Raw genomic sequence first — 15,481 nt, forward strand, 5'->3', positions numbered from 1 at the left:
ATTATAGCTTTAAAAAGTCATCTAAAGTACTTTTGTACTAAATAGATGGCTTTTTTTAGCTTAAACAAAGAGAAAAAAGTTTTTGAACTGATAAATTAATAAGGATAATTTTCTAATATAAATTTAGATTTTCACATTAAAGTTAAGAATTTTCATACATTTGTTAAGTTTTTCGTATAGAAGTCAATTTATTAAGGTTCTACAATTAAATATGTAAGCTAAGTCAATTATGATGATATTTTGTAAGATAGTTTAAAGTTTAATATGGAAAATAGCTTATAGAAAATTTAAAGGGGGTAAAAATAAAATCTTTAGTTAAAGGGTATTGACAAAAGATGGTTAAAATGATGAGGGGAGATAAAGTATGAAGTTTAAAAAGATATTAAGCTTAGTTATAGCTACAGTAGTAATTACGACTTCTTCAGGGATAACAACATTGGCAGATACTATAGCAAGAGATAATAGTAAAATAGTTAGTACTATAAATAATGAATCACGAAGAACTATATTATTTAATGATGATTGGAAATTTAATTTAGGGGATTTAGCAGGAGCAAAAGAAAAAGATTTTGACGATAGTCAGTGGAGAAATTTAAGCTTACCTCACGATTGGAGCATAGAGTTAGATTTTAATAAAGATTCTCCAGGACGTTATAATGGTGGATTTTTAGATGGTGGAATTGGTTGGTATAGAAAGAGCTTTGTGCTTCCTAAAGAAATGGAAGGAAAGAAAATAAGCATTAACTTTGGTGGAGTATACATGGATAGTTATGTTTATGTAAACGGTAAACAAATAGGGAATAATCCTTATGGATATACTCCATTTACATTTGACATAACAGATGATTTAATATGTGATGGCGTTACTGAAAACGTTATATCGGTAAAAGCAAATAATAAACAACCAAGTAGTAGATGGTATTCTGGTAGTGGTATATATAGAGATGTTAATCTTATAGTTACTGAAAATGTTCATGTTGCAGAATATGGTACTTATGTAACTACACCAGATTTAGAAAACGAATACAAAAAAGATGAAGCTAAAGTTAATATTAAAACAGATATTATGAATGAGGAATCTACAGACAAAGAAGTAAGCGTTAAATCAGTTATAGTAGATGCAGGAGGAAATAACGTAGCGGAAAATGTAACTACTGAAGTAGTTAGTGCAGGTGCTACTAAGAAATTCAATGCAGATGTAACTGTTGATAATCCAATACTTTGGGGAACTGAAAATCCATATTTATATAAGGTAGCCACTACTGTAATTATTGACAATCAAACAGTAGATGAGTATGAAACAGATTTTGGTATGAGATGGTTTGATACGACATCTAATGATGGTTTTTTCTTAAATGGGGAGCAAATGAAGCTCGAAGGTGTATGTATGCACCATGACCAAGGTTCTTTAGGAGCTGTTGATAATAAGACATCAATAAGAAGACAGGTTAAAAAGTTAAAAGAGATGGGAGTAAATTCTATAAGAGTTACTCATAATCCTGCTTCACAACATTTAATAGATATTTGTAATGAAGAGGGAATTCTTCTTATAGAAGAAGCTTTTGATACTTGGTATGGCGGAAAGAATCCATATGATTATGCAAGGTTTTTCGAGCAAAAATCAATCTATGGAGATATGACTTGGGCAGAGCATGATATTAAACAAATGATTAACAGAGGAAAGAATGCTCCAAGCATAATGATGTGGTCATTAGGAAATGAGATATGGGAAACAAGTGAAGCAAAGGGGCTGGAAGTAGCAAAAAATCTTCAGAAGTGGGTTAAGGAAATTGATACTACAAGACCTACAACTATGGGAGAAATTGCATTTATGGGCGATGATGGAGCTCATGAAAATGTAGCTGATATTATAGATGTTGTAGGATTTAACTATGCTGAACATAATTATGATAAATATAAAGAAAAATACGAAGACTGGATAATGTATGGATCAGAGACTTCTTCAGCTATAAGAAGTAGAGGAATATATGCACATCCAGAAACAGTTGGTATAGGTGATAATCATCCAGATTTACAACAATCTTCTTATGATAATGATCGTGTTGCTTGGGGTAGAAGAGCACAAGAATCATGGAAGATGAATAGAGATAGAGAATATATATTAGGAGAATATATATGGACAGGATTCGATTATATAGGAGAACCAACTCCTTATTACAATAAATTCCCATCGAAATCTTCATACTTTGGTGCTATAGATACAGCTGGATTTGAGAAAGATATATTCTATTTCTACCAAAGTCAATGGACAGATAAGCCGATGGTTCATTTATTACCACACTGGAATTGGGAAAATGATGATAGTATAAAGGTTGATGGAGATAAAATATTAGTACATGCATATACTAATGCTAATTCTGTTGATTTATACCTTAATGAAGATGTAACTAGTAATGAGTTAGGAACGTTAGTAGATTCTGAGGAATATGAAGTTACTAATGCAGGTTACAATGGAACTTATAAAGAGACTAAGGATGGTAAGCTTTACTTAGAATTTAGAGTTCCTTATAAACCAGGTAAGTTAACTGCTGTTGCAAAGGATGAAAATGGTAAGGAAATTGCAAGAGATGTAGTTAAAACTGCTAATGATGCTAAAAAGATTGATTTAAGCGCAGATAGACAAGTTATAACTGCAGATGGATATGATTTATCATTTATTACAGTTGATGTAGTTGATGAAAATGGAACTTTAGTTCCAAATGCCGATAACTTAATTAACTTTGACGTTAAAGGTAATGGTAAAATTGTTGGTGTTGACAATGGTAATGCTGCAACTGCTGAGAGATATAAAGATAATAAGAGAAAAGCCTTTAATGGTAAAGCTTTAGTTATTGTTCAATCAACAAAAAATGCTGGTTCATTTACATTAACAGCAACAAGTCCGGGGCTTTCTTCTGATAACACAACAATATACACTGTACCAGAAGAAGAATTAAGTGAAAATAAGATTCTTGGATATGATGTAAGTGATGTTACAGTACCTATTAATGGGGAACTAAAACTTCCAGAGAAAGTAACAGGAATTTATTCAGATGGAAGTAAAAAAGAAGTAGATGTTATGTGGGATTCAGTTCCAGAGGATGCTTTAAAAACTCCTGGAATATTTAAAGTTAAGGGAACTGTAGTAGATAGTAATATACCAGTAAGTATTAAAGTAATAGTTAAAGATATTATTGGGGTATTAGATTCTAGAATGTTATTACCTGTTGGAAAGCAAGATAAACTTCCGACTGAAGTGTCAGTAGTAAGTAATGATGGAAGTATAGAAAAGTATCCAGTAACTTGGGAGAGGGAGTTAACAGCAGAGGATGTTGATTCAGCTAAAACTGTTACAATAGAAGGTATTATTACAGGAGTAGAAAGTTTAAAGGCTAAAGCTATTGTAGTTGTATCTGATAATTTTAAAGAAGCAAATATAGCATTAAATGAAGGTAAGGCATATCCAAGAGCATTTGATGGATTTAGTCTATATGATAGTGTAAATAATATAAATGATGGTATAGTTTCTAAGGTGAGTAGCCCTAAAAACAGATGGACAAACTGGGGGAAACCTGGAGAAAACTATGATGAATATGTTGGTATAGAGTTTGATAAAGAATACTCTATAAGTAAAATAGGAATTTCACTATATGTTGATGGTGGAGTTGCTATTCCAAGTGAGATTTTAGTTGAATATTGGAATGGCAATGAATGGGCTTCTGTTTCTAATCAAAGTAAGACAACTGGATTTTCAGCAGAAGGCACAGAAGAGATTACTTTTGATGAAGTAAATACAACTAAAATAAGAACTTTATTAAAAGAGGATACTGTAGCTAATAAGGCAGTTGGTATTACTGAATTTTATATTTATTCTAATGTAGTAGAGAGTGATGCTACAGCGTTATTAAGTGATATTAAAGTAAATAATGCTAGTATTGAAGGGTTTAATGAGAACACCAATCAGTATGCAATTAATCTACCATATGCTTCAAAGGTACCAGTAGTTACAGCAACTGCTAAGGATAATGCAAGTGTATTTGTAGTTCCAGCATCAAATGTTTATAGCAACGCTACTGTTATGGTTACATCAGAAGATGGAAGAACTAATAATTATATAGTTAATTTTTCAGAAGGTGATCCACAATTAACTTCAGCAACAATAGAATTATCTAAGAAGAATATAATTGAGGATGATATTGTTGATATTATAATAGAGGGAAAATTAGAAGATGATTCTTTAATTGGAAAAGACCAAATACAAGCTAAATATAATATATCTTCAAAGGATTCTGGAGAAGCTAAAATAGAAAATGGTAAGTTATATGCTTATACAGAAGGAACAGTAATTCTAAATGCGGAAATAACTTATAAAGGTAAGACTGTTAGTACTGAAGATATAGAAATAAATATTGGAAAGAATCCAGCTAAAAAGACTATTATTTCATATGAAAAAGTAAATGTAGAAACAAATAAGGGAGTTGCACCAATATTACCAGAAAAGGTAAAAGCAATATATGATATTGGGTTACCTAGAGAGGTAAAGGTTACTTGGGATAATATAAAGGAAGATTCTTATAATAAGTACGGGGTATTTGAAGTAGAAGGAACTGTTGAAGGACAAGCATTAAAAGCTAAGGCAAAAGTGGTTGTTAAGGGGTTATCAGCAGTACAAAATGTTTCACTTGCAACTAATGTAAAGGTGGAACCAAAGCTTCCACAAACAGTAAAGGCTTACTATACAGATGGAACAATAGTTGATCTTCCTGTTACTTGGGAAGATTATGATAAAGAGTTATTAAGTAAAGTTGGAACTTTTGCTGTAAATGGAACAGTAGAAGGAACAGATAAAATTGTAAATGCAAGTATCAGAGTAACTGATGTAACTATAAAAGGTATTAACTTTGCAGGAACAAGAGTAGGTTTCGATTTGGCAATGGCAATAGCTTCATATACACATGAACCATTTGATAGCATTAAATCTGTAAATGATGAAATGATAGATAATAGGAGATGGACTAACTGGGCAGACGTTTCAAGAAGAAGTGATGATTGGGTTGGCGTTATCTTCGGAACAGATGTACCAGAGGATAAATATATAAATAATCTAGAAATTAATTTCTTTGAAGATCATGGATGCAGCCTTCCAGAAAGCTTTGAAATACAATATTATGTTGGAGATAAGGTTGTTCTACCAAATAAACCAGGACAGGTATTAATGGAGCCAGAAAACCCATTTAATGATGAGAGCAATTGGGTAACAGTATCTAATTTAGTTTCTAACCCAGGAATTACATCACCGACAGATACAAATTATTATACTTTTGAAATGGTAAAGACAAAGGCTTTAAGAATAAAGATGAAAGCGAAGGCTGGTAAAGGTTTAGCAATAAGAGAGATGCAATCCTTTGAACAGAGAGTAGTGCAAAATCCAGATTTCGTTGCAAATAGCATAAAGATTAATGGAAAAGATTTAGAAAGCTTTGCTTCAGATAGATATAATTATACAATGAAGTTAAAATCTAATGAAGATTTACCAGAAATAACAGTAGATGCAACTAACAATGCATCAGCATCTGTAGTTTATACTGTAAATAATTCAGAGAAGCTAGATGTTATTGTTAAATCTGAAAATGGACTTAAAGAAGTTAAATATGGAATAACTTTAGAAAGAGAAGCTGAGCAAGGTGAAGTTGATAAAACAGCATTAAGAATGGCAATAGATTATGCGGTAGATGCTGAAGCTAATGGAGCTTTAGAAGGTGTCGTACCAGTGGTTGTTAAAGAGTTTAGAGCTGCATTAGAAGGTGCTAATAAAGTTTATGCTAAGGTTGACGCTACTACAGAAGAAGTTAATGAAACATTTACTAGATTGGTTAATGCAATTCATATGCTTGAGTTTAAGGCTGGAGATAAGACAGAGCTTAATAGACAAATTGAAATAGTTGAAGCTTTAATTGAAGGTAAGTACACTGAAGAAACTTGGTCAAGCTTACAAAAAGTATTAGAAGAAGCTAAAAAGGTATCAGCAGATGAAAATGCTTTAGAGAAAGAAGTTAAAGAGGCTCATGATAAATTAGTTAATGCTATTAGCAAGTTAGAGGTTAAGCCAGAGCCTGCAAATAAATTAAATCTTAAGAATATGATAAAAAAGATTGAAGGGTTAAATAAGGAAGAATATATACCATCTACATGGGCAAAAGTAGAAGAAGTTTTAGCACATGCTAAGGTTATATATGAAAAAGAAGATGCTACACAAGTTGAAGTAAATAAAGTTTATGAAGATTTATTAAAATCATATATTGATTTAAGATTAAAGCCAGATAAGTCTAAACTTGATGATTTAATAAATAAAGTTAAGGAAATGGATTTATCTAAATATACTAATAAGACAGTTGGAAATTTAAAGGCTGCGTTAAATAGAGCAAATGAAGTTTTAGATGATGAAGAAGCCACTAATTCAATTGTAGAAAAAGCCGTTAAAGATTTAGAATTAGCTGTAGCTAGTTTAGAAGAGAAAAAAGACAACGAAGGAAACGGTGGTAATAACAATAATAATGGAGATAACAATAACCAAGGCAACAATGGAAATAATGGAAACAATAATTCAGGAAACAATAAGCCAAATAAAGACAATGGAAAAGGTGGTGAATTACCTAGTACTGGAGCAGCTGTTTCATCTACAGTAATGTTACTTTTAGGAGCTGGAGCAGTTATTGCAGGAGCTAAAACTTTAAAGAAAAGAAAAAGAGAAGAATAATAGAGTTTACTAGAAAAAAATATAGAAGGATTGTAAGATGACATTTCAAATTCATTTTACAATTCTTCTTTTTTATAGAATTAATAATATTAGCTGGATTTGGTGTAGTTACTAATTGTAATATCATAGTAACTACAATAACATCAGTATTTGGTGTAGTTACTAATTATAATATCATAGTAACCACAATAATATTAATTTTATTAGCACCACTTATTTTTTTAGTCTTAGGAATTATGGTAAGAAATAAAATACAAGTTATAACACTAATCTAATAGCTATTTTTTTATAAAATGTATATAAAGTAATGGACACTCCTATTCTTAGATAATTGATATTTTATCTAACTAAGAATGGAAGTGTCCATTATTTTATACTAACAGTATATTTAAAAGTCTTATATTAATTTGATTTTCATTAATAATTTACAAATTTATTTCTTCTGCTTTTATTTTATAATTAGCTTCTCTATATGCTTTTTTAATATAAGAGAATGAACCAATAGCAGTAAGAAGATAACCAATAAGTAAATCTTTCATAAATGCTTCTCTAATGGAAGGCTCTTCTAAGAAATCCGGAACAGCTTTCAATGCATCAAAGAATGTTATATAATAATCCATTTTAAATTCTGAGTAAATATCAATAGCTAAGGAAAAGTGGTTAGCTAAATAAACCATTAAGATAGTAATTATAGAGGTGATGATAACACCTAATAAATTAAGTTTTCCTCCAAGCATTTGATACCCTTTAATACAACAAACAGCAATAGCTAGTCCAGCGATTGCAGCTATATAATTCATTTGATATATAATTATCCAAAGAACAGATCCGAGTAATGCTCCTATAAATCCACCAACAATTCCACCAACTACATTATTACTTTTGTTTTGAACATTATTTTGCTGTTCAGTTATTGTATTTTTTATTTCTAACTGGCAGTTCTTACAACAAGGAATAACAGTAGAGCCTAATAAAAATGGTGTTACTTCTATCCCTTCACCACAAGAACTACAGCAAGTAACTAAATTGTTCATAATAGCAAAATCTATTAACTTATTTAATATAGATAATACTATTTCTGGATTACGATATTTTTTATACTGTGGTGTATATTGTAGCTGAATGCTAGAGGGTTTATATGCTGCATAATTAAGTTTTTTAAATTCAGTTGTTAAATCATGGAGAAAAGAATTCAGTTTATCTTCCCCAAATTCAGAAGTAAGTTTTATAGGGAAATCAATATAATATACATAGTTTATTGAATTTATTGAAATATTATATCCCCTATAGTTTCCAAATAAAACCTCCTGCTTGTTAATAAAATTTAAGTTAGTTGACTCAGCAAGACTTAAAAGTAGTTTATCTTTCATTTCAAATTACCTCCATTACCATCTATTAATATACATAAATAAAAATTAATATTTTTATAAGCTTAATTTAGAAAAATTAATATCCCCAAATATTAATTTAAAAAATTAAGTTAGTTATAATAGTGTCTTAATATATTTTAAATTTGTGTAATTATACCAAAAATTCATTAATATAGCAAGCGGTGTGAAATAATTTTGTGACAAATTTTTGCTTCTAAAATAATAAAGTAGAGTTTAAAAACTACTTAAGATACTATCGTAAGTTTTTAGGGGGTATGCAAAGAGTAATACCAAGAATATGAAGTGAAAATAATGGTTTAACTAATAATAATATTATCATCTAAATAAAGAAATAAAACCATTGTTACGTTTTTATAATTTTCAATGTATTGATAAAATTTGTAAAAAATGATAAAATTTAGCTAAGGTGAATGCGAAAGCTAGTAGTATTCAAGTATGCCAAATAATTTATAAATAGGTAGATTTAAATACTTTTCATAAAGTAGATAATAGATATCTTATCATAAATATACTTGGCATAATTACTGCTTTAAATATAATTAAAGATATTTTTGGGAGGAGAGTGTGGTTATGAAAAAGGTAATAAATGATCCAAGTAATGTTTTAAGTGATATGTTAAAAGGTATTGAGTATGCATATCCTGAGTATTTAAGAAAGATAGAAGAAGGAAATGTTTTAGTAAGAAAGGATAAGGCTACTAATAAAGTTGCTATTATTTCTGGTGGAGGAAGTGGACATGAACCAGCTCATGCAGGCTATGTTGGATATGGAATGTTAGACGGAGCTGTTTGTGGAGAAGTATTTACATCACCTACTCCGGATCAAGTTTATGAAGGGATTAAAGCTGTTGACAGTGGCAAAGGTGTATTGTTAGTAGTAAAAAATTATACTGGTGATATCATGAATTTCGATATGGCTAAGGAAATGGCGGAAATGGAAGGGATAGAAGTTGCTAGTGTAGTTGTAAATGATGATGTTGCTGTTGAGGATAGCCTTTATACAGCTGGAAGAAGGGGAATTGCAGGCACTGTATTTGTTCATAAAATTGCAGGAGCTATGGCTAAAAGAGGTAGAGATCTTTCTGAGGTTAAAAGAGTTGCAGAGAAGACAATTGAAAACGTTAAGAGTATGGGAATGGCAATATCATCTTGTATGGTACCAGCAGCTGGTAAGCCAAACTTTAATTTAGCCGAAGATGAAGTTGAAATTGGAATTGGTATTCATGGTGAGCCAGGAACTCATAGAGAAAAGATTTCAACAGCTGACTCTATAGTAGAGCAGTTAGTGGAAAGAATACTTTTAAACATAGATATTGAAAAAGGTGAAGAAGTAGCAGTTATGGTTAATGGTTTAGCAGCTACACCATTTATGGAACTTTATATAGTAAATAAAAAGCTACATGAAATGTTAGGAGAAAGAGAGATAAAAATATATAAAACCTTTATAGGTGAATATATGACGTCTCTAGAAATGGCAGGATTCTCAATTTCAATTTTAAAATTAGATAAGGAATTAAAGAGTTTATTAGATGAAGAAGCAGATACACCAGCATTAAAAGTTTTTAAATAGGAGGATATACTTATGATAAATGGAATAAAAGTAAAAGAAATATTAAGAAAGATAAATTCAGTTATGGAAGAAAATAAACTATATTTATCTGAGTTAGATGCAGCAATAGGTGATGGTGACCATGGATTAAACATGAGCAAGGGATTTGCAGCAGTAGTTGATAAAATAGATACATTACAATATGATGATATAAGCAATATAATAAAGGCTTCTGGAATGGCTTTAGTATCTAATGTAGGTGGAGCATCAGGTCCCTTATATGGTACAGCTTTTATGAAAGCATCAATGGTTATAGCAAAGAAAACTGAAATAGGAATAGAAGATTTTATTCATATGCTAGATGCGGCACTAGAAGGTATTAAGATGCGAGGCAAAGGAGTTTTAGGAGAGAAAACTATGATAGATTCTCTTGAACCAGCACTTCTATCAGGCAAAAAGGCTTTGGCAGAGGGCATAGAAGCTAAATTAGTATTAAATAAAATTCAAGAAAATGCAGAAAAAGGAATGATTAGCACTAAGGATATAGTAGCAACTAAGGGAAGAGCAAGTTATGTTGGCGATAGAAGTATTGGACATCAAGATGCTGGAGCTACATCTATGTATCTTATATTAAAAACAATTTCACAAGAAGTATAGCAAAGGTAGGATATAATCATGGTTGGTATAGTTATAGTTTCACACAGTAAAAATATCGCAGAAGGAATTAAGGAGCTATCAATGCAAATGGCCCCAGAAGCAAAAGTAGCAACAGCAGGGGGAACAAAGGACAATAGAATAGGAACTGATATGGAGAAAATAACCGAATGTATAAAAGAAGTTTATAGTGAAGATGGAGTACTTGTGTTATTTGATTTAGGAAGTGCCTATATGAATGCAGAAATGGCTATAGAATTTTTAGATGAAGAGCTACGAGGTAAAGTTATCATTGCAGATACAGCTATAGTTGAAGGCGGACTTACTGCAATAGTAGAGGCCTCTATGGGAAGAAATTTACAAGAAATTAAAGATTCAGTAGAGGTTATGAAATTAAATAAAATGCCATAAAGAGATTAGTAAACACGGTTAAGTGTAAAATCAATGTGGAAAATTCTTTAACTAAAAGAAATAGGGATAGTAGGTAGATTTTTGAAAAACTAAATCTACCCACCGTTCCTTTATTTTATTTAAATATTTTACTTGATATAAAGTTTAAATCATAATCATCTACTTTTCCATCATAATTAATATCAGAGTTAATGCTCTTAATATTTGTATCATCTACATTTCCATAATGCTTAGAAGCTATTGCTAAATCCGATATATTAATAAGCTTATCTTTATTTACATCTCCTGTTGTATCAGTTATTAAATACTTATTGAGGATAGATATTTCATTTTTTAAGTTTTGAACTTCGAAGGCAATATCGTATTCAGTAGACATAGGATCATTATATACTTTTTCAGAGTTAGAAATAATTTCAGTGAGTTTATCTTTAACACCTTTTAGGTATTGACCATTTTCAGTACCTTCAACTATAGTACTTAAGAAGGCTTTTGCTTTAATTATTTCATCTTCTAAACTTTTTCTACTTACAGATCCATACACTTCAAATTCATAGAAAGAATATCCATATCCAGAGCTTCTCTTAACACCCTGGAACTTAACATATCGTGCTTTCACTTGAGCAAAGAGTAGCGATTCTGCTCCTCCTGATCCATTTTCTTTATTGTAAACTTCTGTATAGTTTTTTCCATCTTCAGAAACTAAAATTTTATATTTTGTTGCATATGCTGATTGCCAGAATATCTTTACTGAAGATATTTCTTCAACCTTTCCTAAATCAACTTGAAACCATTCATTATCGTTATAATTTGAAGACCACCTAGAGTTTTTAGACGTTTTATCTCCATCTACAGCTTGATTAGGTCCTAAATAAGGTACTTCTGATGATGATGCTGTAGCAGTTTTATTTAAAGCTAAGTTTTCTTGTGGAGCCTCTATTTCAATTCCTGAAAGTTTGCTTATTTCTTCATTAGATAATACTCTATTATAAACTCTTAAATCATCTAAATATCCATTAAAAGAATTAGTCTTACTTCCTATATAATTAAGTGGTAAAACGAATGTTTGAACATATCTACTGCCTTCACCGCCAATTACACCAGGAATTCCATTACCTTCTAATCTTTCTTTAAATTGGCCATTTACATATAAGCTAGTGCCTTTATTATCACCAGTTAGAGTTATATGTGTCCATTTGTTTTCAGGAACAGCATAATTAAAATAATGGTTATAATTTTCTTTTGAAAAACCTAGCTTATTAGTATCGCCTTGCTTTAACTTTAATTTTCCTTCATCAGATTCCATAATTACAGCATCATTTTTATTGTTTTCACTTGGGTTAATCCATGTAGACATTGTCCATCCAAAGCCTAGTGAATCCATATTAGTTTCGATATAACTTTCTCCACCATTTAATTTAACAGAATTTCCAATTCTTCCATCCATGTTCATAGTTATATTTTTACCTTCTAAGGTTACATCTAAATCACTTTTGTTTGTTAGCTCATTATCAAAATCAATTCCTATAACCTCATTATTTGGAAGCTCTTCTTCAACTTTATGAGATATGTTGGCATTTGGAGCTTCTCCTACCTTTTTACTTAATGTTTGGAAGGTACTATAATCTATCTTGCTATCGCTACCACTCCACATTTTTTGTGATAAAGTTTGTACTGCAGGGAAAATTCTATCGTGACAATCATGTTTAGAAATTCCATTTCCATATTTATCATTCCAAAGAGCGAACATACCACCTTTAAGTTGAGGGAATCCATATGGGAAAGTTACATTTCCAATTTTATTTGGCTCCCAATTGTTATAAAGGCTACTGGTATTTAAATAATCATAATAGTATCCAGCTGCTGGAACAATATAAACTGAACCATCTGGTATACTTACTAGATCATAACCTTGTTTTGCCATTTCTATAGGATCAGCATAGCCATTATACCAACAAGCAACAGTTGCATCATTACTTATTGGAGTTTTGCCATTTAAAGCAGTAAGTGATCCCCAGAACATAGGGTCTTTTCCGTAATCATTTACAAGGTTGATTAGATCATCAGCATATTTTCTAAATAACTCCTTAGTTGGTTGATCTGCACCTTTATATTCATCAGTACCTATATGGACATCTGGACCAACAAATACAGGGTCATCTCCTGATAAATATTCATCAAATAGATTTTTTACAAACTCGTATGTTTTTGGATTTTCTAAATTTAAATGATCAGGACCATATTTCTCACTTGCTATTTCAGGCATATAATGTGATATTGCTAAAGAGTGAGCTGGTGTATCTAGTTCTGGTATAATATTTATACCATAATTAATAAATTCTTTTTGAAAGTTTTTAAATTCTTCCTTAGTATAATGTCCATCTTCTGATGCTAATCCTGGATAAGTTTCGGATTCTATTCTAAATCCAGTATAAACTTTAGACCAATCATTACCGAACATTGAAGGGAAGGCGTTGTCATTAAGGTGGATTTGGAAATCATTCATTTTATACCAGGACATAAGTTCTGCTGTATCCTCTAAATAGCTAAGAGGGAAGTATTTTCTTGCTACATCTAGTGAAAAGCCTCTTTTTCCGTACTTAGGGTAATCTCTTGCTTCACCTTTTGGAACATTATCTTTTCCTTCATCTTGCTTTAATATTTGTAATACAGATCTTGTTCCATAAAATACTCCTGTTTCCTCTGGGGCTATAATAGTTATATAGTCATCTATTGATAGCTCATATCCTTGTTTACCTAAAGTAGAATCTTCTTCATTTAATGTTAAATATATATCGCCTTCTGATGGAGAGCCAAACTCTACATTAAAATCTTTTCCTGTAATGTCTTTTAAATCTTTTTTTGTAATATCTGCTGAACTTTCAAGCTTGTCTTTGAATTCAGGATTTACAACTATAGTAGAATCGTCAGTTAAAGTATATTGACCATCATCCCCAGCCCATTCTCTTAATGAAGGAATAACAAATGGTTTTTTATTTTCTCCATCTTGAGGGGGATGGATACCAGGAATATCTATTTTTATATTTTTAGTAATTGCTGTTTTTTCCACATTATCCTTATATGCTAACTCATATAATAAGTTTACACTAACATCTTCTAATGGATTTGTTATGTTTCCGTTTAAATCCAGTACTTCAGCTCTATCAGTACCATATAACTTTAAAGTACATCCTTCTGGAGCATCAGGTAAAATTATAGATTTTCCATCTTCAGAGACAGTAGGTTGAGTAGTAAAATCTTGTGCTATATCATTGATATCTTTAGGTGGAGTTTCTTTATAGATTTCAAATTCATATAGTGAAACACAGTTCCAAACCGCAGGGCTATGTTTTTTTATAAACAACCTTACATATCTTGAAGATACTGATTTATCGAGAGTAATAACTTTTTTTCCTTCAGCACCATCAGTAATACTAGAAACTGTTTCCCAATTAGTTGCATCATTACTTATTTGTATGTCGTATTCCTTTCCTGCGGCAGCTTCCCAATAAAGATGGAACTCCTTAAATTCTTTAACTTCTTCTAAATCAACATAAATCCAAGCACCTACATTTTCATTAAAACTAGAGCTAGACCATCTTGAATCTCTTGATGCTCGGTTTCCATCAAAGGCTTTGTTAGGTGATAGTGATGAGGTCTCATTTCCAGATGAATAAGCTTTTCTATTTAAAGCTAAATTATAGTTGATTTCTTGAGACTGTATATTTTCATATATTATATTTTTATTTTCATTCATAAATGCATTAACTTGAACAGATTGTGATATTGTCATACTTCCAAATATTATGGCACTTATAAGAGCTATAAACTTCTTTTTCATTAATAATTCCCCCTAAAATATTTATTTTAAATCTAATACATTAGTAATTTAAAATAGTTTAATAACCTTAGAATTAAGTAAAGCGTAAAGAATTGTATAGTTATTAAAGTGTAAGATATTAATTTAGCTTCTAATTATCCCTCCTTCATTGTATTACCCAAAATTAAGTTTAATTAACTAAAGAATAGTATGGTAGACAACACCTCCTTTAAGAATTTACTGAAGCTATATTTAGTTAAATATAATTAAAAAAGAAAAGAGCTAGTCCCTCGGTAATAAAGAACTAACTCATGCCTTTTCAGTAACACGTTAATTAACTATATTATTAATAATATAATACTATCTTAACTTTTATTCCAATTTTTGTAAATAGGATTAGGATGGATTATTTAAATAAATAGCAATATGTAGCTCAACTATTAGAAGTAAAGCTTATTTTGAATAAATATACAAAAATATTCAGTGGATACATTTACAGATGGAATTATATGGTATATAATTGAATAAAAGTAATTAAATGGAATAATTTGTGTTGCGTGTTACCAGTTGGGCATTAGCTTTCTCACAATTTTAGTAAGAGAGCTTTTTTTTATGCTCAAATGTAGAATTAAAGATAAAATTCCTAAGAGGACTATTACATAAGAAAAAATTTAAGGATCATATTTTAAATGTTGATAAAGCTGTTTATATAATAAATAAAAAAGTACAAAAACTAACTCTTTTTATAATATGTTGAAATTAATAGAGTTTATAAAAGATTATAGAGGAGGTGAAAGTGAATATTTATTAAATAATTAATAAAGTTTGGAGGTGAAATAATAAAAAGATTATTTAGAAGATAAAAGTTTATTTATAACTAAGTATCATAATTTTTAAGTTTAG

At 30.4% G+C, this 15,481-nt stretch carries 6 protein-coding genes; 4 read left to right on the top strand and 2 right to left on the bottom strand.

Going from position 1 to position 15,481, the window contains the following annotated elements; all coding sequences use genetic code 11:
* Positions 1-364: 364 nt before the first annotated feature.
* Positions 365-6,757: an Ig-like domain-containing protein gene (locus ACYUEX_RS02265; RefSeq protein WP_460286377.1), complete on the top strand. Its 6,393-nt coding sequence runs from the start codon at positions 365-367 to the stop codon at positions 6,755-6,757.
* Positions 6,758-7,182: 425 nt separating this feature from the next.
* Here ACYUEX_RS02265 and ACYUEX_RS02270 read toward each other — a convergent pair whose 3' ends face one another.
* On the bottom strand, positions 7,183-8,127 hold the full coding sequence (locus ACYUEX_RS02270; protein ID WP_460286378.1) for a hypothetical protein: 945 nt from the start codon (positions 8,125-8,127) through the stop codon (positions 7,183-7,185).
* Between the two features lie 591 nt (positions 8,128-8,718).
* Here ACYUEX_RS02270 and dhaK point away from each other — a divergent pair.
* From dhaK to dhaM, 3 genes are read left to right on the top strand one after another with little or no spacing between them, the layout of a single operon-like run.
* On the top strand, positions 8,719-9,717 hold the full coding sequence (gene dhaK, locus ACYUEX_RS02275; protein ID WP_460286379.1) for a dihydroxyacetone kinase subunit DhaK: 999 nt from the start codon (positions 8,719-8,721) through the stop codon (positions 9,715-9,717).
* Positions 9,718-9,729: 12 nt separating this feature from the next.
* On the top strand, positions 9,730-10,353 hold the full coding sequence (gene dhaL, locus ACYUEX_RS02280) for a dihydroxyacetone kinase subunit DhaL (RefSeq protein WP_460286380.1): 624 nt from the start codon (positions 9,730-9,732) through the stop codon (positions 10,351-10,353).
* Between the two features lie 18 nt (positions 10,354-10,371).
* Complete coding sequence (dhaM, locus tag ACYUEX_RS02285) at positions 10,372-10,761, top strand: dihydroxyacetone kinase phosphoryl donor subunit DhaM (RefSeq protein WP_460286381.1); 390 nt, start codon at positions 10,372-10,374, stop codon at positions 10,759-10,761.
* Between the two features lie 115 nt (positions 10,762-10,876).
* On the opposite strand, the gene ACYUEX_RS02290 is transcribed toward dhaM, so the two are convergent.
* Positions 10,877-14,599 carry a discoidin domain-containing protein gene (locus ACYUEX_RS02290; RefSeq protein ID WP_460286382.1) on the bottom strand — a complete coding sequence of 1,241 codons (3,723 nt, stop codon included), beginning with the start codon at positions 14,597-14,599 and terminating at the stop codon, positions 10,877-10,879.
* Between the last annotated feature and the right edge of the window lie 882 nt (positions 14,600-15,481).

It is taken from the genome of Clostridium sp. CTA-7, assembly GCF_054768095.1.

Coding starts and splice junctions, on each gene's coding strand:
- dhaM (WP_460286381.1), top strand. CDS start 10,372: ATGGTTGGTATAGTTATAGTTTCACACAGTAAAAATATCGCAGAAGGA.
- dhaL (WP_460286380.1), top strand. CDS start 9,730: ATGATAAATGGAATAAAAGTAAAAGAAATATTAAGAAAGATAAATTCA.
- dhaK (WP_460286379.1), top strand. CDS start 8,719: ATGAAAAAGGTAATAAATGATCCAAGTAATGTTTTAAGTGATATGTTA.
- ACYUEX_RS02270 (WP_460286378.1), bottom strand. CDS start 8,127: ATGAAAGATAAACTACTTTTAAGTCTTGCTGAGTCAACTAACTTAAAT.
- ACYUEX_RS02290 (WP_460286382.1), bottom strand. CDS start 14,599: ATGAAAAAGAAGTTTATAGCTCTTATAAGTGCCATAATATTTGGAAGT.
- ACYUEX_RS02265 (WP_460286377.1), top strand. CDS start 365: ATGAAGTTTAAAAAGATATTAAGCTTAGTTATAGCTACAGTAGTAATT.